This window comes from Microbacterium sp. NPDC089189 (assembly GCF_040685095.1).
In the GTDB taxonomy this organism is placed as follows: Bacteria; Actinomycetota; Actinomycetes; order Actinomycetales; family Microbacteriaceae; genus Microbacterium.
In genome coordinates this window covers 42,299-66,169 of record NZ_JBFBHG010000011.1, presented here as the reverse complement: position 1 = coordinate 66,169, position 23,871 = coordinate 42,299, and the positions used below count along the sequence as shown (strand labels likewise).

26 protein-coding genes and 1 tRNA gene are annotated in these 23,871 nt (G+C 68.7%); 14 read left to right on the top strand and 13 right to left on the bottom strand.

The annotated features are described in order from the left end of the window. Positions 1 to 3: 3 nt before the first annotated feature. The 4 genes from AB0N73_RS08195 to AB0N73_RS08180 all read right to left on the bottom strand — a co-directional run bounded on the left by AB0N73_RS08195 (position 4) and on the right by AB0N73_RS08180 (position 3,358). Positions 4 to 663 carry an ABC transporter permease subunit gene (locus AB0N73_RS08195; protein ID WP_363562249.1) on the bottom strand — a complete coding sequence of 220 codons (660 nt, stop codon included), beginning with the start codon at positions 661 to 663 and terminating at the stop codon, positions 4 to 6. Then, positions 656 to 1,693, bottom strand: coding sequence for a methionine ABC transporter ATP-binding protein (locus tag AB0N73_RS08190; RefSeq protein WP_363562247.1), 1,038 nt, complete (start codon positions 1,691 to 1,693; stop codon positions 656 to 658). The genes AB0N73_RS08195 and AB0N73_RS08190 overlap by 8 nt, the downstream gene beginning before the upstream one ends. Positions 1,694 to 1,767: 74 nt before the next feature. After that, the gene (locus tag AB0N73_RS08185; protein WP_363562245.1) at positions 1,768 to 2,664 is read right to left on the bottom strand and encodes a MetQ/NlpA family ABC transporter substrate-binding protein; all 897 of its coding nucleotides are present in this window, start codon (positions 2,662 to 2,664) and stop codon (positions 1,768 to 1,770) included. 621 nt (positions 2,665 to 3,285) lie between these two features. Continuing rightward, positions 3,286 to 3,358 (bottom strand) — tRNA-Thr (locus AB0N73_RS08180). A 138-nt stretch (positions 3,359 to 3,496) separates the two neighbouring features. Between AB0N73_RS08180 and AB0N73_RS08175 the strand changes: the two genes are divergently transcribed. Genes AB0N73_RS08175 through AB0N73_RS08160 form a run of 4 tightly spaced genes read left to right on the top strand, consistent with a single transcriptional unit; the run spans position 3,497 to position 7,430 of the window. Beyond that, on the top strand, positions 3,497 to 3,892 hold the full coding sequence (locus AB0N73_RS08175; protein WP_363562243.1) for a hypothetical protein: 396 nt from the start codon (positions 3,497 to 3,499) through the stop codon (positions 3,890 to 3,892). 48 nt (positions 3,893 to 3,940) lie between these two features. Then, positions 3,941 to 6,175: an efflux RND transporter permease subunit gene (locus AB0N73_RS08170; protein ID WP_363562241.1), complete on the top strand. Its 2,235-nt coding sequence runs from the start codon at positions 3,941 to 3,943 to the stop codon at positions 6,173 to 6,175. Beyond that, positions 6,172 to 6,756 carry an isochorismatase family protein gene (locus tag AB0N73_RS08165; RefSeq protein ID WP_363562239.1) on the top strand — a complete coding sequence of 195 codons (585 nt, stop codon included), beginning with the start codon at positions 6,172 to 6,174 and terminating at the stop codon, positions 6,754 to 6,756. The genes AB0N73_RS08170 and AB0N73_RS08165 overlap by 4 nt, the downstream gene beginning before the upstream one ends. Then, the gene (locus tag AB0N73_RS08160) at positions 6,753 to 7,430 is read left to right on the top strand and encodes a DUF2510 domain-containing protein (protein ID WP_363562237.1); all 678 of its coding nucleotides are present in this window, start codon (positions 6,753 to 6,755) and stop codon (positions 7,428 to 7,430) included. The genes AB0N73_RS08165 and AB0N73_RS08160 overlap by 4 nt, the downstream gene beginning before the upstream one ends. 9 nt (positions 7,431 to 7,439) lie before the next feature. Here the strand turns inward: AB0N73_RS08160 and nhaA are convergent, their stop codons facing one another. Beyond that, a complete protein-coding gene (nhaA, locus tag AB0N73_RS08155) occupies positions 7,440 to 9,257 on the bottom strand; it encodes a Na+/H+ antiporter NhaA (protein ID WP_363562235.1) in 1,818 nt (605 codons plus the stop codon). 106 nt (positions 9,258 to 9,363) lie between these two features. Between nhaA and AB0N73_RS08150 the strand changes: the two genes are divergently transcribed. From AB0N73_RS08150 to AB0N73_RS08135, 4 genes are read left to right on the top strand one after another with little or no spacing between them, the layout of a single operon-like run. After that, positions 9,364 to 9,573 carry a heavy metal-associated domain-containing protein gene (locus AB0N73_RS08150; RefSeq protein ID WP_363562233.1) on the top strand — a complete coding sequence of 70 codons (210 nt, stop codon included), beginning with the start codon at positions 9,364 to 9,366 and terminating at the stop codon, positions 9,571 to 9,573. Positions 9,574 to 9,601: 28 nt separating this feature from the next. Beyond that, on the top strand, positions 9,602 to 11,884 hold the full coding sequence (locus tag AB0N73_RS08145; RefSeq protein WP_363562231.1) for a heavy metal translocating P-type ATPase: 2,283 nt from the start codon (positions 9,602 to 9,604) through the stop codon (positions 11,882 to 11,884). After that, entirely contained in the window at positions 11,881 to 12,192 is a 312-nt protein-coding gene (locus AB0N73_RS08140; RefSeq protein WP_363562229.1) for a metal-sensitive transcriptional regulator, read from the top strand. The genes AB0N73_RS08145 and AB0N73_RS08140 overlap by 4 nt, the downstream gene beginning before the upstream one ends. Before the next feature lie 35 nt (positions 12,193 to 12,227). Continuing rightward, a complete protein-coding gene (locus tag AB0N73_RS08135; RefSeq protein ID WP_363562227.1) occupies positions 12,228 to 12,995 on the top strand; it encodes an MBL fold metallo-hydrolase in 768 nt (255 codons plus the stop codon). Between the two features lie 38 nt (positions 12,996 to 13,033). Here the strand turns inward: AB0N73_RS08135 and AB0N73_RS08130 are convergent, their stop codons facing one another. The 6 genes from AB0N73_RS08130 to AB0N73_RS08105 all read right to left on the bottom strand — a co-directional run bounded on the left by AB0N73_RS08130 (position 13,034) and on the right by AB0N73_RS08105 (position 18,777). Next, positions 13,034 to 14,515, bottom strand: a complete 1,482-nt coding sequence (locus AB0N73_RS08130; RefSeq protein ID WP_363562225.1) for an amidohydrolase family protein — start codon at positions 14,513 to 14,515, stop codon at positions 13,034 to 13,036. 72 nt (positions 14,516 to 14,587) lie between these two features. Then, complete coding sequence (locus AB0N73_RS08125) at positions 14,588 to 14,962, bottom strand: hypothetical protein (RefSeq protein WP_363562223.1); 375 nt, start codon at positions 14,960 to 14,962, stop codon at positions 14,588 to 14,590. Continuing rightward, the gene (locus AB0N73_RS08120) at positions 14,959 to 15,822 is read right to left on the bottom strand and encodes a hypothetical protein (protein WP_363562221.1); all 864 of its coding nucleotides are present in this window, start codon (positions 15,820 to 15,822) and stop codon (positions 14,959 to 14,961) included. Before AB0N73_RS08120 ends, AB0N73_RS08125 begins: the two co-directional genes overlap by 4 nt. 31 nt (positions 15,823 to 15,853) lie before the next feature. Next, positions 15,854 to 16,648 carry a citryl-CoA lyase gene (locus AB0N73_RS08115; RefSeq protein ID WP_363562219.1) on the bottom strand — a complete coding sequence of 265 codons (795 nt, stop codon included), beginning with the start codon at positions 16,646 to 16,648 and terminating at the stop codon, positions 15,854 to 15,856. Further along, complete coding sequence (locus tag AB0N73_RS08110; protein ID WP_363562217.1) at positions 16,648 to 17,856, bottom strand: CaiB/BaiF CoA-transferase family protein; 1,209 nt, start codon at positions 17,854 to 17,856, stop codon at positions 16,648 to 16,650. The genes AB0N73_RS08115 and AB0N73_RS08110 overlap by 1 nt, the downstream gene beginning before the upstream one ends. A 114-nt stretch (positions 17,857 to 17,970) precedes the next feature. Further along, positions 17,971 to 18,777, bottom strand: coding sequence for an IclR family transcriptional regulator C-terminal domain-containing protein (locus AB0N73_RS08105; protein ID WP_363562215.1), 807 nt, complete (start codon positions 18,775 to 18,777; stop codon positions 17,971 to 17,973). A gap of 198 nt (positions 18,778 to 18,975) precedes the next feature. Between AB0N73_RS08105 and AB0N73_RS08100 the strand changes: the two genes are divergently transcribed. Beyond that, a complete protein-coding gene (locus tag AB0N73_RS08100) occupies positions 18,976 to 19,491 on the top strand; it encodes a DoxX family membrane protein (protein WP_363562213.1) in 516 nt (171 codons plus the stop codon). Positions 19,492 to 19,504: 13 nt separating this feature from the next. Here AB0N73_RS08100 and AB0N73_RS08095 read toward each other — a convergent pair whose 3' ends face one another. Then, positions 19,505 to 19,879, bottom strand: coding sequence for a hypothetical protein (locus tag AB0N73_RS08095; RefSeq protein WP_363562211.1), 375 nt, complete (start codon positions 19,877 to 19,879; stop codon positions 19,505 to 19,507). 98 nt (positions 19,880 to 19,977) lie between these two features. Then, entirely contained in the window at positions 19,978 to 20,610 is a 633-nt protein-coding gene (locus tag AB0N73_RS08090; RefSeq protein WP_363562209.1) for a hypothetical protein, read from the bottom strand. Between the two features lie 316 nt (positions 20,611 to 20,926). Between AB0N73_RS08090 and AB0N73_RS08085 the strand changes: the two genes are divergently transcribed. The 5 genes from AB0N73_RS08085 (at position 20,927) to AB0N73_RS08065 (ending at position 23,791) form a co-directional block, all read left to right on the top strand. Beyond that, a complete protein-coding gene (locus tag AB0N73_RS08085; protein WP_363562207.1) occupies positions 20,927 to 21,256 on the top strand; it encodes a PadR family transcriptional regulator in 330 nt (109 codons plus the stop codon). 1 nt (position 21,257) lies between these two features. Next, on the top strand, positions 21,258 to 21,617 hold the full coding sequence (locus AB0N73_RS08080; protein ID WP_363562205.1) for a DUF1048 domain-containing protein: 360 nt from the start codon (positions 21,258 to 21,260) through the stop codon (positions 21,615 to 21,617). A 90-nt stretch (positions 21,618 to 21,707) separates the two neighbouring features. Then, positions 21,708 to 22,496, top strand: coding sequence for an ABC transporter ATP-binding protein (locus tag AB0N73_RS08075; RefSeq protein WP_363562203.1), 789 nt, complete (start codon positions 21,708 to 21,710; stop codon positions 22,494 to 22,496). Continuing rightward, a complete protein-coding gene (locus tag AB0N73_RS08070) occupies positions 22,493 to 23,254 on the top strand; it encodes an ABC transporter permease (RefSeq protein ID WP_363562201.1) in 762 nt (253 codons plus the stop codon). Before AB0N73_RS08075 ends, AB0N73_RS08070 begins: the two co-directional genes overlap by 4 nt. 273 nt (positions 23,255 to 23,527) lie before the next feature. Further along, complete coding sequence (locus tag AB0N73_RS08065; RefSeq protein WP_363562199.1) at positions 23,528 to 23,791, top strand: hypothetical protein; 264 nt, start codon at positions 23,528 to 23,530, stop codon at positions 23,789 to 23,791. Positions 23,792 to 23,871 lie beyond the last annotated feature (80 nt).

Below are 23,871 nucleotides of genomic sequence, written 5' to 3'. Positions count from 1 at the left end.
CGTTCAGCGGCGGAGGATGCGTCGGGCCAGTGCGTTGCCGATGAACTGCACGGCCTGCACGATGATGACGATCACGATCACGGCGGCCCACGTCACCCACGGGTTGAACTGCTTGAAGCCGTAGACGATGGCGAAGTCGCCGAGGCCGCCGGCGGCGACGGCGCCGGCCATGGCGGTCATGTCGACCAGAGCCACGACGATGAACGTGTACCCGAGGATCAGCGGCCCCAGGGCTTCGCGCGGCACGAGCCGGAACAGGATCCGGGAGCGGCTCGCGCCCGCGGCGCGCGCGGCCTCGATGATGCCGGGCTTGACGGTCAGCAGGTTCTGCTCGACGATGCGGCTGATCGCGAACAGCGAGGCGATCGAGATGACGAAGACACCGAAGTTCGTGCCGATGCCGGGGATGCCGACGCCGCGGGCCAGGGGCTGCAGCGCCGTCAGCAGGATGACGAAGGGGATGGGGCGGACGGTGTTGACGATGACGTTCAGCACCCCGAAGACGGCCCGCTGGGGGAACAGGCTGCCGGCGCGCGTGGCGTAGAGCGCCACGCCCAGCACCAGGCCCCCGATGCCGCCCAGGATGAGGGCGAACGTGACCATGTAGAGGGTCTCGGCGGTCGCTTCCCAGAGGTTCGGAAGCAGGTCGATGAGCCTATCCACGGGCGTCCTCCTCGGTCAGCTGCGTCACGCGGGACGCGGCGTCGATGGCGTGCTGCACCGCATCCGGATCACCGGAGAGCGCCAGCGTGAGATGCCCGAACACCCGGCCGCCGATGTCGTTGATGCCACCGTGCACCAGTTCGAAGCGCACGCCGTGGGCGGCGAAGGCCGCGAAGACGTCGGCCTGTGTGATCTCGCCGTCGCGGATCGTGAGGGTCACGAGGCGGCCGGGGTGCCGTTCGCGCAGGGCCGCGAGCTGGGGTCCTTCGGGCACGTCCTCGATGATGCTGGCGACGAAGCGTCGCGTGGCGGGCTCCGTAGGGGCCGAGAGGATGTCGAACACCGGCCCCGCCTCGATGATGCGGCCGTGCTCCATGACGACCACGCGGTGCGCGAGCGTGCGGATGACGTCCATCTCGTGGGTGATGACGACTACCGTGATGCCGAGTTCCTCGTTGACCCGGCGCAGCAGCGACAGCACCTCCTGCGTGGTCTCGGGGTCGAGCGCGCTGGTGGCTTCGTCCGCGAGCAGGATGCGGGGACTTGTGGCCAGAGCGCGGGCGATGCCGACGCGCTGCTTCTGGCCCCCGGAGAGCTGTTCGGGATAGTTCTTGGCCTTGGCGCTCAGGCCGACGAACTCGAGGAGTTCGGCCACGCGGGCGGTGATCTCGGCGCGCGGCCGCTTCGCGATCTCGAGCGGATAGGCGATGTTGCCGGCCACGGTCCGTGACTCGAAGAGGTTGAACTGCTGGAAGATCATGCCGATGTCGCCGCGCAGGGTGCGCAGGGCGCGCTCGGGGAGCTTCGTGATGTCCCGGCCGTCGATCTCGACCGTGCCGGCGGTGGGGGTCTCGAGCGCGTTGATCAGGCGCAGGACGGTGCTCTTGCCCGCACCCGAGTAGCCGATGATCCCGCAGATCTCACCCGCATCGATCGTGAGGTCGACATCGCTGACGGCGACGACCTCCTCGCCGTCCTTCGACGACGGCGGGTAGGACTTCGTGACGCCGGCGAGGCGGATGAGCGTCATGGGGCCTCCTAGGACGGGGCGGACATGCGTGTGCGGCCCGCTCGGACGAGCGGACCGCACACGCAGGATACGTCTTACTGGTTGGCGCGGATGTCGGCCTGGACATCCTCGAGCGACGAGAGCAGGTCGGCGACCGGCGTCTTCAGCAGCACAGCGGTGCCGCCCGAGGCCTCCTGCACGCCATCCAGTACGGACTGCGTGTTCTGGAAGATCTCGACGAGCTTGTTGTACGTCTCGTTGTCGGCGTCCTCGGCGCGTGCCGCGAAGATGTTGACGTAGGGGAGAGCGTTCGGGTCGTTGGGGTCGTCCTGAGCGATCGCGTCTTCGAAGCTGAGGCCGGCGTCCTCGACGAAGTCGTTGTTGATGATCGCGGCGGCCACATCCGGCAGCGACGTGGCGGTCAGAGCCGCGTCCAGCGCCTGGACGGAGACCTTGGAGCCGGGCTCGACGTCGGCGACGGTCGAGAAGATCGACCCGCCGTCCTTGAGCTCGACCAGGCCGGCCGACTGCAGCACGAGCAGGCCGCGGGCCTGGTTGCTCTCGTCGTTCGGCACGGCGACCGTCGCGCCATCCGGGATGTCCTCGACCGAGTCGTACTGAGTGGAGTACAGACCCAGCGGGTAGATCGCGGTGGCGCCGATCGGCACGAGGTCTTCGCTGCTGGCCTCGTTGTAGGTCGCGAGGTAGACGATGTGCTGGAACTGGTTGAGGTCCAGCTCGCCCGCGGTGAGCGCGGGGTTCGGCTGCGTGTACTCGCTGAAGTCGACGAGCTCGATCTCGATGCCCTCGTCGGCGGCGGCTTCCTTGTACGTCTCCCAGTACGGGTCTCCCGCGCCGACGACGCCGATGCGGATCGGGTCGCCGCTGGCGGCGTCACCGTTGCCGGCGTCGGCGCCGCCGGAGGCGCATCCGCCGAGAAGGAGGGCGACGGGGACCGCCAGTGCGGCGATCGAGAGGAATTTCTTGGACATGGTGCTGCTCCTGGTGTGTCTCTTCGGCACCGATTGCGGCGGGACTGCCGCGTAACGCAGTCCGACGACCGCGCTCGCTTCCTCGCGGTGCCGTTTCGACGCTAAGCGGTGCCCGACCGAGCCCGAAATGCGCCGTCACAGAGAGTCACAGCCCCCCGCTACCCCGCGTCTTCCTGCTCACTCGTCGCGAATGCAGGGTGCGTCGCCGCGACACCCCGCACTCGCGACGAGTGAACCATGGTGCGGAGAGGGGAGGCGTCTCACCCTGCTCGCTCGTCGCAAACGCAGGGTGCGACGGTGAAGTACCCCGCCTTTGTGACGAGTGAACCGTGGTGCGGAGACGGGAGGCGTCTCACCCTGCTCGCTCGTCGCAAATGCAGGGTGCGGCGGTGAAGTACCCCGCCTTTGTGACGAGTGAACCGTGGTGCGGAGGTGGGAGGCGTCTCACCCTGCTCGCTCGTCGCAAATGCAGGGTGCGGCGGTGAAGCACCCCGCATTCGCGACGAATCAGCACAGGGGGGAGGCGGCGAGGGGCAGGCGGCGAGGGGCGAGGGGCGAGCACGAAGGAAAGCCCGCGAGGGCAAGAAAAAAGGCCCCGGGCGGGGGCCTTTTCTCGTTCGGAGCCACCTAAGGGAATCGAACCCTTGACCTATTCATTACGAGTGAATCGCTCTGCCGTCTGAGCTAAGGTGGCGCGCTTCGCTTGCGCGTTGCACGATCCACGATCTTACATGCTCCGCCGGGGCGTTGCGAACCGCGCGGCGGATCGCCGCTCTCGAAGACGGGTCCGCGGCCTGGATAGGCTGAAGCTCCACGAATCGGAGGCAGGCGCATGGGGCACACGCTCGAAATCCTGCTCGAGGTTTTCACGTGGGTCGGTTTTCTGGCGGGTGCCGGATTCGGCGTCGTCTGGCTGATCGCGCTCGCCGCCGACGGCACATGGGCGAGCGCGGATGCGGTCATCGAACCGGGCGAGGGCGGACGACGCGTGGCGCACTGGTTCGCGGCCGACGGTTCGGTCGCCCGCGCACCGCTCTCGGTCGCCGACGAGCACCGCATCGGCGACGCCGACGCCGCGCGCATCTACTACCGGCTCGGCAGCAACCGGATGCGGCCGACGCTCCATTCGCCGTTCGTCCGGCTCACCGGGTGGCTCTCTCTCGGCTGCATCCTGCTGGGTGTGCTGGCCACGACGGTCTCGCTCGTGGGGATGTTCGCGGCCGGGTGAAGAAATCCCGGGTCGACGGCGAGTCAATTAGCTAGATAAGCTAGCTATATGGCTCGCACTTCCTCGTCGTCCCCCACGCGGTGGCTTCGTATCGGCATCCCCGTCCTGCTGGCGCTCGTCTGGATCGTCGGCGGATCAATCGGCGGACCCTACTTCGGCAAGGTCGACGAGGTGTCGACGAACGACCAGTCCTCGTTCCTGCCGCAGAGCGCCGCGGCCACGCAGGTCAACGAGCGGCTCTCGGACTTCCTCGGCGACGACAGCATCCCCGCCGTCGTGGTCGTGGCCTCCGGCAGCGCGCTGACCGACACGCAGCTGACGGAGCTGCAGACCGTGACCGACGACATCGCCGCCCTGCCCGGCGTGCTCGACGGCGTCTCGCCGCCGATCGCCTCGGATGACGGCCTCGCGGCGCAGATCTTCGTGCCCATCGATACGTCGGGCGAGGTTCCCGAGACCGTCGAGGCGGTCCGCGCGGCGCTCGAGAGCGACCTGCCGTCCGGACTCGAGGGGTGGGTCACGGGCCCCGCCGGCTTCACGGCGGACCTGACCGAGGGGTTCCTCGGCATCGACGGCCTGCTGCTGGGCGTCGCGCTGATCGCCGTCTTCGTCATCCTCATCATCGTGTACCGCTCGCCGCTGCTGCCGATCCTGGTGCTGCTCACCTCGGTGTTCGCGCTGTGCGTCGCGTTGCTGACCGTCTGGTGGCTGGCCAAGGCGGAGATCTTCGTCCTCAACGGCCAAGTGCAGGGGATCCTCTTCATCCTCGTGATCGGCGCCGCGACCGACTACGCCCTCTTGTTCGTGGCGCGGTACCGAGAGGCGGTGGCGGACGGCGAGGGGAGGTGGTCGGCCACCGTGCGCGCCTGGCGGGGCGCCTTCGAGCCGATCCTCGCCTCCGGCGGCACGGTCATCGCGGGTCTTCTCTGCCTGCTGCTCTCAGACCTCGCGAGCAATCGCGCGCTCGGGCCGATCGCGGCGATCGGGATCGTCTTCGCGATGCTGTCGGCGCTCACGTTCCTGCCCGCGCTCCTCGCGCTCGTCGGTCGCGCCGCCTTCTGGCCGTTCTTCCCCAAGCCCGCGGCGGTGGCGAACCCCGTCGACGGTCGCGGCGTGTGGCCGCGCCTGGCCCGCTTCGTCGCGCGCCGCGCCCGCCCCGTGTGGATCATCAGCACGGTCGTGCTGCTCGTCGGCGCCGCCGGGGTGACGCAGCTGAAGGCCGATGGTGTGCCCTCGAGCGAGCTCGTGCTGGGCTACTCGCAGGCCCGCGAGGGGCAGGTGGCGCTCGCCGAGCATTTCCCGGCCGGGTCCGGAAGCCCCGTCTACGTGCTCGTCGCCGAGGATCGTGCGGTGGATGCGGCGACGGTGCTCGCCGACGCCTCGGGCATCGACGGCCTCGCCATCACAGCGACGGACTCGCTCACCGGTCAGGCGGCGGTCAGCGTCGAGGACGGCACGCTCGTCCTGGCCGCGGCCGGTCCTCCCGGGACGCCCGCCCCGGTGCCGACCGAGGTCGACGGCGACGTGCTCCTGGTGGCGACCCTGTCGGATGCGGCCGACTCCGAGGCGGCCGACGACACGATCCGCGACGTGCGGGTGTCGCTCGACGACGCGCTCGGCGAGGGCACGGCGCTCGTGGGCGGCCAGACCGCGATCGACGTCGACACGAACGACACGTCGATCCGCGACCGCACCGTGATCATCCCGGTGATCCTCGTCGTGGTCTTCGTGATCCTCATGCTGCTGCTGCGTTCGGTGCTGGCCCCGCTGCTGCTCATCGTCAGCACCGTCGTCTCGTTCGGCACCGCGCTGGGGGTGAGCGCCCTCGTCTTCACGTACGTGTTCGGATTCCCGGGAGCCGACCCGGCCGTGCCGCTCTACGGCTTCGTGTTCCTCGTGGCGTTGGGCATCGACTACAACATCTTCCTGATGTCGCGGGTGCGCGAGGAGTCGCTGCGTCACGGCACGCGCCCCGGCATCCTGCGTGGACTCGTGTCGACGGGCGGGGTGATCACCTCGGCGGGACTCGTGCTCGCGGCGACCTTCGCGGCGCTCGGGGTCATCCCCATCCTGTTCCTCGCGCAGCTGGCGTTCATCGTGGCCTTCGGGGTGCTGCTGGACACCTTCGTCGTGCGCTCGCTGCTCGTGCCCGCGCTCACGCACGACATCGGCCGTGCGATCTGGTGGCCCTCGAAGCTCTGGCGCGCCGGACCCGAGACGACCGGCTCGGATGAGACGGCGGCGATGACGCGAGCAGAGTATCGCCGTACGCTCGAGTCATGAGCAAGGCACTGTTCATCGTCGACGTCCAGAACGATTTCACCGAGCACGGTGCGCTGGGAGTGGAGGGCGGTGATGCGGTCGCGGGCCGCATCAGCCGCTTCCTCGCCGCGCACGCGGGGGAGTACGAGGTCATCGTCGCCTCGCGGGACTGGCATGACCCGGAGAGCGACAACGGCGGGCATTTCGCCGACGCCCCCGACTTCGTCGACACCTGGCCGCCGCACTGCGTCGCGGGAACGGCCGGCGCGGAGTACGACGACGGCTTCGACACCGCGGCGGTGACCCATCACCTCAAGAAGGGGCAGGGAGCGCCCGCCTATTCGCTGTTCGAGGGGCACGCGGATGACGGGAGCATGGCTCACGACCTGCTGACCGCACACGGCATCCTCGACATCGACGTGGTGGGCCTCGCGACCGACTACTGCGTGCGCGCCTCCGCGCTCGACGCGATCGCCGCCGGGCGCCACGTGCGCGTCTTCACCGACCTGGTCGCCGGGGTGCACGCCGCATCCAGTGAGCGCGCGCTGGCCGAGATCGCCCACGCGGGTGCGGTGCTCCTGTCGTCGGAGGACGCCGCGTGAGCGCACCCGCGGGCTGGTACCCCGACCCGACGGACCCCGCTCGGCAGCGCTGGTGGGACGGCGCGGGATGGGGTGCGCTCGCCCCGAAGCCTGACGGCGCGCCCGCCCCGCAGCCCTACGGTGCACCCGCCCCGGCGGCGCCGATCCGCGCGACGAACCAGGACGTCCGCACCGGCACGGCGTGGATCTGGGTGCTCGTCTTCCTTCCGCTGCTGACGTTGCCGGCGTTGTTCCTCATCGACTGGCGGACGTTCATCGACGCGTACGTGTCGTGGATCGCGGCGATGTCCCTCGCGCCCAGCGCCGAGATGGCGACGGGCTATGTCCCCTTCTTCGTGAACTGGATGCTGTCGCTGCTGGGTGTGACGGCGATCGGATGGATCGCCTACGGCGTTGCGGTCGTCGTCGCCTGGCTCGACAGTCGAGAGCTCGCGCGCCGGGGCCTCGATCATCCCTTCCCCTGGCCGTGGGCCTTCCTCTCGCCCGCGGTCTACGTGATCGGCCGCACGGTCGTGGTGCGCCGCCGCACGGGTGCGGGGCTCGCGCCGCTGTGGGCGTGGATCGGTGTGCAGGTCGTGGTGGTGGTCTCGACGTTCGTGTTCGTCGCCGTGATCATCGACATCGCGCTCGATGCCTTCTCGCGCCTCATGCTCCAATACGGGATGCTGCGCTGAGACCGGGACTCAGCTGGGGCGCTCCGCCTTCCCGCGGGACGCTTCCAGTGCGCGGATGAGGGTTGCCGAGTCCCACGGTCCCTTGTGGCGCTGCTCGCCGATGAAGAACGTGGGCGTCGAGTGGAGGTCCATCAGCTCCGCGTCGAGGCGATCGTCCTGGATGCGGCGCAGCACGGCGGGTGAGCGGAAGTCCTCGGCGAAGCGGTCGGCGTCCAGGCCCAGCTGCTCGGCGTAGCCGAAGAGGTCGGCCACTTCGAGGTCGTCCTGGTGGGCGAAGAGCTTGCGCGTCATCTCGTAGAAGTGTCCCTGGAGCCCGGCCGCCTCGGCGGCCTGCGCAGCCTGCTGGGCGTGCGGGTGCGGCTGATCGAGCGGCAGGTGGCGCCACACCCACCGCACCTGATCGCCGAGCGCGGCGAAGACCTCGTCGATCGACCCGGTCGCGCGCCCGCAGAAGGGGCACTCGAAGTCGCCGTACTCGACGATGGTGAGGGGCGCATCGACCGGGCCCTTGATGTGATCGCGGTGCGGGTCGACGGGGCGGTTGAGCCGGGCGCCGACGGCGCGCGGCGGGCGCAGCCGGTCACCGATCGTGATCATCGCCCACCCGAGGAGGAACGCGACCACCGAGGCGGTCAGCACGCCGACGCGGGCGAGGTCCTGCGTGTGAGGGTCGTCGATCGCGATGGGCACGAGGAACAGAGCGATCGTGAACCCGATGCCCGAGAGCGCCGCGCCCCCGGCGATCCGCGGCATCCCCAGCCCCGGTGCGAGCACGCCGCGTCCCGTCGCGCGCAGCAACCACGTCGCGCCGGTGATGCCGATGAACTTGCCCACGACGAGGCCGGCGATGACGCCCCAGGTGAGGGCCGAGGTGAAAGCCTCGCCGAGGGTCGCCGGGTCGAGGTGCACGCCGGCGTTCGCCAGGGCGAAGAGGGGCAGCACGCCGAACGAGATGTAGGGGCGCCATCCGGCGTCGATGCGTTCGTTGATCGACAGCGAGTCGCGGAGGCTCCGGGTGACGGCGGCCGCGTACACCGTGTTGGGCGACTCGCGGAAGGCGCGGGTGAGCTCGGTGGTGCGTTCGACCTCGGAGCGCCGCGGCGGGAAGACGGGGATGAGGAGGGCGATCGCGACGCCCGCGAGGGTGGCGTGCACGCCGGAGAGGAGCACGGCCACCCACAGGGCGATGCCCAGCACGGCGTACGAGAACCCGCGGCCCGACGGCAGGAACCGCACCACGGCGATGAGGCCCATGATGACGACGGCGGCGACCAGCGGGCCGATCACGAGGCCGTCCGAGTAGAAGACGCCGATCGCGAGCAGGGCGCCGATGTCGTCGACGACCGCGAGCGTCAGCAGGAACGCCCGGAGGCGGGCCGGGAACTTGGGGCCGATGATCGCGAGCGCGCCGAGCAGGAACGCGGTGTCGGTCGAGATGACCACGCCCCACGCGTGCGCCTCACCGGTGTGCAGTGTGATGAGGATGAAGATGCCCGCCGGCACGATGAGCCCGGCGATCGCCGCGGCGATGGGCAGGCGCGCACGTGCCCGGTCGGTCAGCTCGCCGATGGTGAGTTCGCGCTTGACCTCGAGGCCGACGAGGAAGAAGAAGAGGGTCATCAACCCGTCGTTGACGAGGGCGTGCAGGGTGGACGTGAGGCGCATGTCGCCCACCGCCACATCGATCGGGGTCTCCCAGAAGTGCTCGTAACCGGCTCCCCACGGGCTGTTCGCCCAGATGATGGCCACGAGCGTGGCGCCGAGCATGAGCGCGGCGGACATCCGGTCGGGGGAGAGGCGGCGTGTGCGCCCCGCGGCTTCTGTCACCTCAGAAGTCTGCCGCATCCGCACGTATCCGGGGGAATACCCCTCCCCGGTATGGGGGTTACACTGATCGTAGATACCCGCCGGGGGTATGCACGAGGAGGACGACATGGCCCTGACCGAGTTCCGAGTGACCGGAATGACCTGCGAGCACTGCGAGCGCTCGGTACGCGAAGAGGTAGGTGCCGTCGCCGGGGTCGAGCACGTCGAGGTGAACGCTCAGACCGGCGTGCTCCGGGTGACCGCCGACGACGCGGTCGACGACGCGGCGATCCTCGGCGCGGTCGACGAGGCCGGCTACGCCGCCACGCGCGTCTGACGCCGCGACCCCCGAACAGGAGAACTTCGTGAGCACCCCGCACGGATCGAGTATCGAGCTCGAGATCGGCGGCATGACCTGCGCGTCGTGCGCGACGCGCATCGAGCGCAAGCTCAACCGCCTCGACGGCGTCGTGGCCACCGTCAACTACGCCACCGAGAAGGCCCGGGTGACGACCCCGAGCGGATACGACCCCGCGCAGCTCGTCGCCGAGATCGAGAAGACCGGGTACACCGCGGTGCTGCCGGCGCCCGAAGAGCCCGCCCCGTCCGGGGCCGAGCCCGCGGATCCCGAGCTCACGACGCTCCGCACCAGGCTCCTCGTCTCGGCCCTGTTGACCGTGCCGGTGATCGCGCTGGCGATGATCCCCGCGCTCCAGTTCACCTACTGGCAGTGGGCGTCGCTCACGCTCGCCGCCCCGGTGATCGTGTGGGGGGCGTGGCCCTTCCACCGGGCGGCGTGGATCAACCTCCGGCACGGCGCGGCGACCATGGACACCCTCATCTCGATGGGCACGCTCGCCGCCTTCCTCTGGTCGTTGTACGCGCTGTTCCTCGGGACCGCCGGCATGCCGGGGATGACGCACGGATTCGAGCTCTCGATGACGCCCTCGGACGGCAGCGGCAACATCTATCTCGAGGTCGCGGCCGGGGTCACGACGTTCGTGCTGGCCGGGCGTTACGTCGAGAAGCGGTCCAAACGCCGCGCCGGTGCCGCCCTGCGCGCACTGCTCGATGTCGGAGCGAAGGACGTCTCGGTGCTGCGCGGCGAGGTCGAGACCCGCATCCCGATCGGCGAGCTGCGGGTGGGCGACACGTTCGTCGTTCGTCCCGGCGAGAAGATCGCGACGGACGGAGTCGTCGTCGACGGCAGCTCCGCGCTCGACACCGCGATGCTCACGGGGGAGTCGCTGCCGGTCGAGGTGCGTCCCGGCGACGCGGTCGCCGGCGGCACGGTGGATGTGGGAGGCCGGCTCGTCGTGCGGGCGTCGCGGGTGGGCGCCGACACGCAGCTGGCGCAGATGGCGCGCCTCGTCGAAGAGGCGCAGAGCGGCAAGGCCGAGGTGCAGCGTCTCGCCGATCGCATCTCGGGCGTCTTCGTGCCGATCGTCATCGTGGTGGCCGTCGCCACGCTCGTCACCTGGCTGCTCATCGGTGCCCCGGTGGCGACCGCCTTCACCGCGGCCGTCGCGGTGCTCGTCATCGCCTGCCCGTGCGCGCTCGGTCTCGCCACGCCCATGGCCCTGCTGGTCGGCACCGGCCGGGGCGCACAGCTGGGTGTGCTCATCAAGGGTCCTGAGGTGCTCGAATCCACCCGGAGAGTCGACACCATCGTGCTCGACAAGACCGGCACCGTCACGTCCGGGCGGATGACGCTCGTCGAGGTCGTCGCCGAGCCCGGCACCGACCCGGCGCAGTTGCTGCGCCTCGCGGCGGCGCTGGAGGCCGGATCCGAGCATCCGATCGCGCGCGCGGTGGTCGCCGCCGCGGCTGAGGGGGGTGCCACGTTGCCTGCTCCCACCGACTTCGTGAATGTCGCCGGTCGGGGCGTGCAGGGCATGGTCGACGACCACGCCGTCGTCGTGGGCCGCCCCGCGCTGCTGGCGGAGTGGTCGCAGCATCTGGGCGTCGAGACCGAGGCTGCGCGGGTGCGCGCCGAAGCCGAGGGGCGCACCGTCGTCGCCGTCGGCTGGGACGGCTCTGCGCGCGGGGTGCTCGTCGTCTCCGACACGGTGAAGAGCACGAGCGCCGGGGCCGTCGCCGAGATGCGCCGCCTCGGACTCACGCCGGTGCTTCTCACCGGCGACAACGCCGCCGTGGCGCGACGCGTCGCCGACGAGGTGGGGATCGACGAGGTCATCGCCGAGGTGCTCCCGCAGGGCAAGGTCGACGCGGTCGCGCGTCTGCAGCGCGAGGGACGCGTCGTGGCGATGGTCGGCGACGGGGTCAACGACGCACCCGCGCTCGCGCAGGCCGATCTGGGGCTCGCCATGGGCACCGGGACGGACGCCGCGATCGAGGCCGCCGACATCACGCTCGTCGGGGGCGACCTGCGGGGCGCCGTCGACGCCATCAGACTCTCGCGCCGCACCCTGGGCACCATCAAGACGAACCTGTTCTGGGCGTTCGCGTACAACGTCGCCGCCATTCCGATCGCCGCGCTGGGGCTGCTGAGTCCCATGCTCGCCGGCGCCGCTATGGCAGCATCGAGCGTGTTCGTGGTCGGTAACAGCCTGCGGCTGCGGCGCTTCCAGAGCGGCGACCGATCCCACCTGACGACATCCGCCCCTCGGGGAACGAAGGACACATGAACGACACTGCGCACGACCACCACGCCGCTCACGGCTACATCACCGACAAAGAGAAGTACCTCAATCGCCTCAAGCGGATCGAGGGGCAGGCCCGCGGCATCTCGAAGATGGTCGACGACGAGAAGTACTGCATCGACATCCTCACGCAGATCAGCGCGTTGACGAGCGCGCTGCAGGCCGTGGCCGTGGGGCTTCTCGACGACCACCTCAAGCACTGCGTGCTCGACGCGGCGCGGTCGGGCGGAGCCGAAGCGGAGGAGAAGCTCAAAGAGGCCAGCGACGCGATCGCGCGCCTCGTGCGATCCTGAACCCGCTTCGCTACTTCGATGTGAGAGAGACCCCGATGAAGATCACGCATGTGCGCAATGCGACGATGCTGCTCGAGGTCGACGGCATGCAGGTGCTCATCGACCCCATGCTCGGGGCGCGGGGCTCGCAGCCGCCGTTTCGCAGCGAGACGGGCGACGTGTCGCGGAACCCCCTGGTCGACCTCGTCGTGCCGTTGAGCGATCTGCTCCACCCCAATGTCGTCGTCGTGACGCACACGCACACCGATCACTGGGATGCGGCGGCCGCCGCGCTCCTGCCCCGCGACATGCCCATCCTGGTGCAGGACGACGCGGATGCCGGAGCGCTCGCCGAGAGCGGATTCACCGACGTCCGGGTGCTCACGGATGCGCTCGAGGTCGGGGGAGTGCGCTTCCATCGCACCGGTGGGCAGCACGGGTCGTCGGAGTTCGTGGCGCGGTATCCGAAGATCGGCACGGTCATGGGCGTCGTCGTGCGGGGCGCGACGGGCCCCGCCGTCTACCTCGCCGGTGACACCGTGCTCGGCGACGACGTGCGGTCGGCCATCGCCGCGCACGTGCCCGACGTGATCGTCCTGAACACCGGTGAGGCGCGGCTGCCCGATTCGGGACCGATCATCATGGGAGCCCACGACGTGGTCGACGTCGCGCGTCTGGCGCCCGACGCCCGCATCGTCGCCGTGCACATGGAGGCGCTCAACCATTGCGTGGTGTCGCGAGACGACGTGCGCCGCGCGGCGGCGGATGCGCGGATCGACGCGCGACTGTGGGTGCCCGAGGACGGCGAGATGCGGGACTTCTGAGCGGCGCCCCGCTCCGGTGTCGGCTCCGTGCTGTGCGGCTACTCGCGGATGCTGGCCGGAGCCTCGGTCTCGAACGCGTCGTGCGTGGTCGCGCTGCGGTACTCGGTGTACATGTAAGGGTTGTCGAGCACCTTCGTGGCGGGGATCTCGGGATTCATCTCGCCTGCCCAGACGTCCACTCCCATGGTTTCCTGCAGATGATCGACGGTGTCGTCGATCGCCGCCCGGGCGCGGGCGAGGTCGACGCCGACGAGCTGCCCTTCGAACTTCTTCACCTCGCCACCCACGAGCACCGTGTGCACATCGCCGCGCGTGGTCTGCATGGCGAGATGCCCGTAGGCATTCAGGATGGGGAACATCGCGGGCGACGCGTCGTTCTTGACCAGCACGAGGTCCGCGAGCTTGCCCACCTCGACGCTGCCGACGACGTCATCGCGCCCCAGCGCCTTCGCGCCGCCTCGTGTCGCCCAGTCCAGCACGTGCTCGGCTCGCAGGTGCGAGTGAGTGATCGTCGCTCCGGTCTCGTGCGCCTTCGTGTGCTCCCACGACCGGTCTGCTCCGAGTGTGGTCCGCATCGCCGTGAAGAGGTCTGAGCTGAACCACACGCTCGTATCGACGGAGAGCGACACCGGGATGCCGTGCTCGCGCAGCGCGTGCGAGGGCGGATATCCCTGACCGGCGCTCTGCTCGCTCTCGGTGGAGAGCGAGACCGAGCCTCCCGTGGCGGCGATGCGTTGGTAGGAGTCGTTCTCGAGCGTCGCGGCGTGCACGTAGACGGTCTTCTCGTCCATGAATCCGTTGTCGTACATGAGCTTGATGCCGTCGTCGTTGGTGGCGCCCCACACCCCGGCGTGCGTCGTGACGGGGATGCCGAGCTCGCGCGCGACCTCGAATGCCGTGCGCTCGGGGAAGGCGGGGTCGCCCGTGACGTCGAAGGCGAGCTGGGTGCCGAACAGTCGGCTGTCATCGCGCGCGGCCGACACCAGGCGCTTGTAAGCGGGGTCCGCCGCCCACTCCCAGGGGCCAGCGAAGATGTTTCCGAAGCCGAGCACGTAACGCCCGGGCGACGTGACCAGCGCGTCGTGTGCGGCTTCGCCGTGTTCGACGGACTGAAGCCCGTGCGACCAGTCGACGGTGGTCGTGATTCCGGATTCGATGGCGTCGAGCGCGCTCAGCGTGTTGCCGGCCCAGATGTCCTGCGGTCGGAACTTCGCGCCGTGCTGCAGGTAGTACCAGACGAAGTACTGCGACAGGGTCCAGTCGGCTCCGTACGCGCGCATCGCCGTCTGCCACATGTGCCGGTGCGTGTCGATCATCCCGGGCATCACGATGCCGCCTGACGCATCGATGACGAAGGCATTCTCGGGCGCCTCGATCGCGTGTCCCACGGCGGCGATCTTGCCGTCGATGACGAGGACGTCAGCATCCCGCAGCACGGTGTGGGCATCGTCGAGGGTGACGACGATGCCGCCGGTGAAGAGGATCGGCTGCCCCTCTTGCGGGGCGGGGGAAGTGGTCATAGTGTCCTGCTCTCCAGTGAGTGTGGAACGAAGAATGTGGCGTCGGGGAGGGTGAGATACGGCGTTTTCGGGTCAGACCTGCACGGAGGGGTACTCCTTGCCCAGCCAGCCGCTGAGCTTCGCGGCATACTCGCGCTGGAACGCGAGCGGACCGATCCGGGTGGCGTACTCCTCGTCGTAGATGGCGATGTAGATCGTCAGGACGAGGAAGAAATGGGCGCCCATCTCGAACAGCGCGACGTAGTCGTGATCTCGCAGTGCTCTGCGTTCCTGGTCGGTGAAGGCGAGCCAGCTCGTCTTCTCGACGCGATGTCCGGCGCCCAGCCACTGGCCGTACTCCTGCTCCCACCGCTCGATCAGCGCGTCGGGGTCGCTGGCGTACGCCGCGAGCAGTTCCGGGTCGCGGTCGACCTGGAACAGGAACTTGTTGACGTAGTACTTGCTCATCGCGGATCGCCCTCCGGGTACCAGGTCATGTACATCTCGCGGGTGTGGAACAGGTCGAGCTCGTCGACGTAAGAGGCGTCGATCGGGCCGGCGATCCCGAGCATCAGGACGAGGTCGAGGAACCCTGCGGTCGCGTTGCCCGCCTTCGACATGGACTCGAACGTGACGTCCTCGAGGATCGCCTCGACGTCGCCCGTCGCCAGCCAGTCGATGGCCTTGCGGTCCCACTCGGGATCGGGGCCGTGGTCTCCGAACATCCGCGGTCCGCCGAGTTCCAGCGAGAGGTGGCCCGAGCCGATCGCCGCGATCTTCTTGTCTGTCGGGAACTCCTCGATGATGTCGCGGATTGCTCGTCCGAGATCGTAGAAGCGTCTCGCGCTCGGCAACGGCGGCGCGAAGATGTTCGTGTAGATCGGCACGACGGGGAGATCGGCGTCGGGGCGCGTCGTGATGATGGGGCAGATGATCGAGTGGTCGATCTTCAGCTCGTTCGAGACGGAGAAGTCGAAGCCGCGGTCGAGAAGTCCCTGGAGCATGAATCCGGAGAGCTCCTCGTGCCCCTCCAGCTCATAGGTGGGCATGGAGAATTCGCGTACCTCGTTGTAGAAGGTGGCGTCGTAGCGTGGCTGCTTGCCGATGAGGAACGTCGGGTAGTTGTCGTGGAAGAACTGGTGGAAGTGATCGGAGCCGACCATGACGAGGATGTCCGGATTCGCCGCGGTGAGTGTCTCGCGGTACGCGAGAACCTTGCGCTTCCACTCGATGTCCGTCGGAGACTGCTGCTCGATCGGGGTCAGCTCGGTCGCCTTGTAGAAGAACGGGTGGTGGGTCGTGGCGAGCACGGCGCTCAGGTGTGCCATGTTCTCTCCTTCGAGTTTCTGAGGGCTCTGACTAATCGAGGACGGGTTCGGTGTAGACGGCGTTGCGGTCGACTTCTGCGTAGATGGCGGGCGCGACGGGCCGAACCCGCTCTTCGGCGAGGTGGCCCACGAGCCCGGCCGTTCGGGCGAGCAACGCGAAGCCGCGCAGCAGATCCACGGGCAGGCCGGCGTCGGCGAGGGCCGCACCCCCCATCCCCGCGCCGTTGAGCGGCAGGGTTCGGCCGAGGATGTCGGGGTGAACCCGGCCGATGGCTTCGAACAGTGCCAGGTGAGGTCCGTACGTCTCGGTTTCGCGGGCGATCTCGAGCAGCGCAGGGATGCGTGGGTCGGCGTGCTTGTGCACGGGGTGGCCGAGGCCGGGGAGCTTGCGCCCTTCCGCCTTGGCGCTGTGGACGACGGTGCGAGCGAGATCGTCCCAGTCGGACTCGGTGAAGGCGCTCGTATCTTCCTGCGCGGTGACGATTCCGTGAAGGAACACCCCGGTGTCCTCCGTGACGCCCAGGAACCGCGACCCTCCCCCCAGCAGACCCGCCGCGATCGCACCCTGCAAGGAATCGGGAGCGCTGTAGTAGGTCATCCGCGCGGCGATGGCCGTCGGCGTGAAGCCGTGGTCGGCGAGTGAGACGAGCACCGCCTCGAACATGCGCAGCTGTCCCGGCGACGGGCGTCGCTGGGTCGCCAACCAGTAGGCGAGCTCTCCGAAGCTGACTTTGCCGAGGACCTCACTGGCGAGGTCATGCCCCAGCAACGAGATGCTGGTGGCGTCCGAGGTGCCGATCGCGGTGGGGTAATGGCGGTCGCTCATCAGGATTCTCCCTGGGTATGTGAAGCCGGTGCCGAGAGCTGCGGGCGCGGCCGCAGGAGCCACGACCTGATTTCCTCGTCATGCTCGTTGAGTAGCGGCGGAGGGGCGTCGTAGCTCGGCGGCGTGAGAGAGAAGCTGATGGCGTTGCGGATCATCGGAACCTCCCGCCTCCCGTGGCCGACCGTGATCACGGGCTCGAGACCGAGGCGCTCCGCCAGTGCGATGCCGTCGTCGAGGGTGTTGATCGGACCGCAGGCGATCCCCGCCGCGGTGAGCACGTCGAACCACTCATCCTTCGTCCGTGCGGCGAGCGCCTCGACGAGAAGGGGGCGCAACTCGCCGCGGTTGACGTTGCGCTTGTACGACGAGTCGAAGCGGTCATCCGTCGGCAGGTCGGGGAGGCCGATCGCGGTCGCGAGCTTCGCGAACTGCGCGTCGTTGGCCGCGACCACGATGAGATCTCCGTCGCTCGCTGGCAGCGGCTCGTACGGGAAGAGACTCGCGTGCGCATTGCCCATCCGATAGGGCACCTCGCCGCCCGCGACGACCGTCGACGAGTGGTTGGCCATGGCTGAGATCGCTGTGGAGAGCAGGTTGACCTCGATGTGCTGGCCGTCGCCGGTGAGGTCGCGATGGCGCAACGCCGCGAGAAGGCCGATCGTCGCCTGCATGCCCGTCATGATGTCGAACACCGAGACTCCGCTGCGGTACGGCTGCCCGTCGGGGTCACCCGTGAGGCTCATGAGGCCGGACATCGCCTGCACGATCAGGTCGTATCCGGGAAGTGCCGCTCCCTCGCGACTCCCGAATCCGCTGATGGAGGCGTAGACGACGGCGGGATTCGTCGCGGCGACAGAGTCGTAGTCGAGCCCGTACTTCGCCAGGCCTCCCGGCTTGAAGTTCTCGATCACGATGTCGGCGCGCGCCGCGAGCTCCTGCGCGAGTGCGCGGTCGTCGGGGTCGCGGAAGTCGAGAACGATGTCGCGCTTGTTGCGATTGATTCCGAGGTAGTAGGTCGAGACCCCATCCCGTTCGGGCGGGCGCCACCCGCGAGTCTCATCGCCCGCGGGCGCCTCGACCTTGATCACGTCGGCGCCCAGATCGCCGAGGATCTGAGTCGAGAACGGGCCCGCGAGCACGCGGGAGAAATCGGCGACCAACAGGCCCGCGAGGGGACCGGTAGGGACGTTGCGCTCGGAACTCGTCATTGTTCCTCCAGAATCGGACACTCATCCGCCTAGCGGACAGTCTGAACCTAGAGTTCTTGCGCCGGTGAAGTCAAGAGCGGGGCGAAGCGTGGATGAGGCCGCGCCGCGCGTCGGTCATCGTCCCGCGTCGACGTCGCTCGTCGGGAATGCGCGCAGATTCGCGAGGTCGCTCTCGAGGCAGGCGGCGGTCTCCAGCAACTGGGGGAGGAACACGCCCACCAACTGCTCGATCGAGGTCTCCGCGGCGTGCGCGTTCACGTTGAGAGCAGCGAAGACCTCCCCGCCGGGAAGCCGGATCGGCACGGCGATCGATCGGATGGCCGGTGCCAGCTCCTGGTCCGCGAGAGCCCATCCGCGCGCGCGCACTTCCGCGAGGGCGACATCGAGTTCGGGGCGCGACAGGTGCACGCTCGCCGTCACCCCGGCGCGTGAGGGGGTGTCGAGTACCGCATCGAGCTCGGCGTCCGACAGTGCAGCCAGGAGTACCTTGCCGAGCGATGTCGCCGCAGCGGGGAAGCGCGTCCCGATCGTGACCGATAGGGCAACGAGTTTCGGTACCGCGGCGCGCGCCACGTAGACGACATCCGATCCGTCCAGTTGCGCGAGCGAGGACGATTCGTGCGTGGAGGCGACGAGATCTTCGAGCCGTGGCATGCAGGTCTGCCAGAACGGTTGCCCGGCGAAGTAGCTGAGGCCCAACTCGAGCACGCGGGGGGTCAGCATGAACTTGCTCTCGAGTGAGCGGACGTAACCGAGCTCGACCAGCGTGATCAGGATGCGGCGCGCCGTCGGTCGTGCGAGCCCTGCTTCCGAGGCGACCTCGCTCAGCGACAGGAGCGGCCTTGCGTCCGAGAAGCTCTTGATGACGTCGAAACCTCGCGCGATGGCCTCGATGAATTCTGGACTCGTTGTCTCGCGCACGATGCGGCTCCCATTCTCGACTTCCCCGACCGTAGTACACGGGCGCTCGGGCGCCCGGGGGGCGAGCGCTCGAGCGCCGGGTCTTGACGGAGTGCCACCGTCCGGCCTATCTTCGGACAGCCGTCCGACTGCCGGACGGCTGTCGGTTCGGATGATGGTGTCCGAAGCGGCACCGGGCACAACGAAGGCAGGCGGCGGATGGCCCCTCTCGACGTCGGTCTTCTCATCCTCAGAGTCGTGCTCGGTCTGCTGCTCGTCGGACACGCATCGCAGAAACTGCTCGGACTCTTCCGGGGTAAGGGCATCGCGGGCACGGCGGGTCTCTTCGAGGCGTCAGGGCTGCGCCCCGGCGTCCCGCTCGTGATCGCTGCCGGCCTCACCGAGCTCGGCGGTGCAGGACTGCTCGTTCTGGGGCTCGCGACCCCCCTGGCCGTCTCCATGGTGCTCGGCGCGATGGCCGTGGCGATCTCCACGCTGTGGAGCAAAGGCCTGTGGGGCCACCTCGGTGGATACGAGGTGCCCTTCTGCTACGCGCTCATGGCGTTCGTGCTCGGGGTCACCGGTCCCGGCGCCTTCTCGCTCGATGCGCTCGCACCGTGGAGCGGAGCCCACGGGCTGCCGTGGGCTCTCGGTGCTCTGGCGGTGGCGCTTCTCCTCTCGAGTCCGCTCATCGTCATGGTCATGAGGCATTCGCGAGCGCACGGCGAGGCATGAGACTCGTGGCGTCTCAGAACTCGAACCTTGCTGCGATCTCGTCGGAGAACAGCACGGTGTGCGGGACCTCGCTCAGCGCGTCGGACTCGATCACGATTCCCCGGAGCCGCGCTGCCTGCGCGTACTCGTGCCACGGGAACTCTCCCGGGTTCGGCTCATCGCCTCGCACCAACGCCAGCACGTCCGATCTGACCTCGGCCGCGGCTCGCTTCCACGAGAGCGGCTCCTTGTGGCCGAACCTGAACGTATCCATTCCGCGATCCATATCGAGCCGGATCAACGACTCGTCGGACAGCCGGAGATACTGGGTGATCTTCACGGACATCACCGGTCGCGAGTTCCCCGCGGGTGGCTGGGCGAGTTCGCAGATGATCACGAGGGCGGTCACCGAGAGCGTGGACAGGTCCAGCGGCAGCCGGGCAGGGGACTCGGTTCGTGCCGCTGCGTGATCCAGCGGGACGAACCGGACGTCGGTCGCGTCATCCGTCATGCGGGTGCGCAGTTGAGGTCTTTTGCCGTCCCGTAGCTCGCACCGTAGGGATGCCAGAACTCCGACAGGCCGACGAAGACTTCGCCTCGCCAGGCGACGGGACTCGAACTCGCGCAACCCTTGTGCGGGGTGGCCCAGCGGCCTGTTCCTGATCCGGAAGCCACGCCCGCGGCGGTGTCGCTGGCCTGGGTGATCCACGTGCAGCCCACATTGCTGCATCCGAGCGCCTGGAGGTTCACCGTCACATCGGCTGTCGCCGGGCAGTCGCCACTGTTGTAGACCCAATAGCCGTGCACGGAGGCCTCACCGTTGGTCACATGCGGCCAGTCCGCCACGCCGTCCCACCCACATCCCCACCAGTCGTTCAGGGGCGTCATGACAGGCGCCTCGGATTCGTCGGCTCGAGGAGCCTCGGCGGCGGGGATCTCGGCGGCGGAGTCGAAGCCGAATTGCGCTTCTGCTTCGGCAACCGAGACATATCTCATGCTCGGGTCGCTCGCGATCCGGCTCGAGAGTTCGGCGCTCTCGGCCGCGGGAGCCGGCGCGGGCAGCGGTTCCGCGGACTGCGCCTGAGCCGCCGTCGGGGCGATCAGGGTCAACGCGAAAGCGGCCGCTGCGATCGCGCCCATCTTCTTTGTGATTCGCATATGTGCTCTCCGTTCCGTATGTCTCGTCCTCGCCGGCGAGTGTTCCACACGTCTGAAGGGGCCACCAGGCTCATCGGCCGCGTGACGCGCACCGTGCGCGCGCTGTGGGCGCGGGGCAGGCCCGTCGTCGCGCGGATCCGGGCGCTCGATCACCGCGGCGTGAGATCTCTCTCATGGTTGTGTCGAGAACGGGGCGCGAGGCGCCTCGGCAGCTTCTCGGGGGGCAGTACTTAGTGTTGACGAGTAGCGGTACTCAGTGTTACTTTGTAGCGGTAGTCAGTGTGAGGGAGTAGAGGGCATGGGCAAACAGGACACCGAGATGCTCAAGGGCGTCCTGGAGGGCGTCGTGCTCGCCGTGCTGTCGGCGCGGCCCGCATACGGGTACGAGATCACGGCCGACCTGCGGGAGCGCGGGTTCTCGGACCTCGCCGAGGGGACGATCTACGCGATCCTCGTGCGCATCGAGCAGCGCGGTCTCGTGGATGTCGAGAAGGTGGCGTCCGAGAAGGGGCCGCCCCGCAAGGTCTTCACGCTGAACGACGACGGACGAGCGCAGCTCGCCGAGTTCTGGACGACATGGACCCTTCTGGCCGATCGGCTGGAATCGCTCCGCGAAGGAGGAGAGTGACATGGCCTGGTACGAGAAGATCATCGGCGACCTGAGCGCCAAGAAGCGTTGGCACGAGTACCGCCGTCGCGTCGAGGCGCTCCCCGCTCCCTATCGGCAGACCGCCGCTGCCCTCGAACGCTACCTGCTGAACCTCGGCCCCACGAGTGACAGCGACAGCCTCATGCGTATGGTCGGCGACCTCGCCGACCTGCTCGAGCAGGGCGCTGCGGCCGAGACACCGTTGCGTGAGCTCGTCGGGGAGGACCCCGTGGCCTTCGCCGAGGAGTTCATGGCCAACTACGGCGACGGCAGCTGGATCGGCCGGGAACGCGCGCGTCTGACGCGCACCATCGACGAGGCGGCGCGCTCCCAGGGCTGATCCGCCCCTCCCGCACGTCCTCCGGCGCCCGGTCGGCCGGAGGCGATGGTCTCGTGCGCTCTCCGACCGGTTCGCAACGAAAGGAACGCCATGTCTCCCATCGACACCGCGCCCGCGATCCGCGTGCGGGGCCTCATGAAATCGTACGGAGAGGTGCACGTGCTGAACGGTGTCGATCTCGACGTCGCCCGCGGCACGATCCTCGCTCTGCTCGGCTCCAACGGCGCCGGAAAGACCACCACGGTCCGCATCCTCTCGACCCTGCTCGCCGCCGACGGCGGGAGCGCCGAGATCGATGGCGCCGACGTGGCGACCGAGGGCGCCCGGGTGCGCTCGTCGATCAGCCTCACCGGGCAGTTCGCCGCCGTCGATGAGGTGCTCACCGGTCGTGAGAACCTCATGCTCATCGCGCGGCTGCGCCATGTGCCCGAGCCGCGGCGGGTCGCCGATGCGCTCCTCGCCCGGTTTGCGCTCAGCGAATCCGGCGGGCGGGCCGCATCCACCTACTCAGGCGGTATGAGACGGCGGCTCGACATCGCGATGAGCCTCGTGGGGGAGCCGGCGGTGGTCTTCCTCGACGAGCCGACGACCGGGCTCGACCCGCAGGGGCGGAACGAGGTGTGGGACGTCGTGCGCACGCTCGCCGCGGCGGGAACGACCGTGCTGCTGACCACGCAGTATCTCGAAGAGGCCGAGCAGCTCGCCGATCGCATCGCCATCCTCCACGAGGGCCGCATCATCGCCGAGGGCACCCTCGCCGACCTCCGCTCCCTGTTTCCCCCGGCCACACGCGAGTACGTGGAGAAGCAACCCAGCCTCGAGGAGATCTTCCTCGCCATCGTCGGCGCTGCCGGCCCGACCGGAACGGATGCATCATGACCGCCCACGCCATCAGCGACACCGCCGTGCTCACGGGCCGGTCGCTGCGCCACATCCTGCGCAGCCCCGACACGATCGTGACCACGGCCATCATGCCCATCGCGATGATGCTGCTGTTCGTCTTCGTCTTCGGCGGGGCCATCGACACCGGCGGCGCGGCCTACGTCGACTATCTGCTGCCGGGCATCCTGCTGGTCACTGTGGCGTCCGGCATCGCCTACACCGCCTACCGCCTGTTCCTCGATATGAAGGGCGGCATCGTGGATCGCTTCCGGTCGATGCCGATCGCCTCGACCAGCGTGCTGTGGGGGCACGTGCTCACCTCGCTGCTGGCCAACGCGGTCTCGCTCGCGCTCGTGGTGGGCGTGGCGCTGCTGCTGGGTTTCCGGTCGGGGGCGTCGGTGGCCGCGTGGCTGGGGGTGGTCGGCATCCTGATGCTCTTCACGCTCGCCCTCACCTGGATCGCCGTGATCGCGGGGCTCTCAGCCAAGACGATCGACGGGGCGAGCGCCTTCAGCTACCCGTTGATCTTCCTGCCGTTCGTGAGTTCCGCGTTCGTGCCGACGGACACGATGCCCGGCCCCGTGCGGTGGTTCGCCGAGAACCAGCCCGTGACCTCGATCGTCGACACCATCCGAGCGCTCCTCGCGCAGCAGCCGGTCGGCGGGCAGATCTGGATCGCGCTGGCGTGGTGCAGCGGCATCCTCGTCGTCGCCGCGGCGATCGCCGTCGCGCTATTCCGGCGCAGCGCGCGCTGAGGCCTTCGTCGACGGATGGTCGTCCGGTCGCGCCGACGTGCGCTCGTCGCCTTCGATGCTGCGCGCCCGACTGACGGGGTGGGGCGGCCATCAGGCCTGCGAGTATCGGGCGTTGCGTGGTGCGAAGGGCGCCATTGGCCCGATCGGTGCCCACGGAGAAGCTGGGCCACGAGAGAATGGACCGTCGTGACGCGGGGGAAGCGGACTCTCGTGCGGCGCGCGGGGCTGGTTGCGATACTGACGCGGGATGGGGTGACGGTCGGGATGAATCATGTGGACGCGAGCACGATCATTCCCAACCTTGTTGTGGGCTCCTTTACCGTCGTATTAGGCATTCTCGCCATGGTGTTCCGGCGCCGTCTCCATGCGACGACGGCGGCGTTTGAGCACGCGATCTTCGGACGACGGGCAGCGGAGCGTCTTCTTCGACTGCAGAAGCCGTACTGGGTGGGTTTAGCCGGGTTCGGAACTGTGGTGATCGGTGCGCTGATGCTCTTCTACGGGGTGGTTGGTCTCAGCCAACATTCGGGAGGATGAGCGTGTTCTGGATTCTCGCTTCTGGTGCATCCGTGATCGCCCTTCTTGCGGGTCTCGCGTTGATCATCTTTCGACGGAAA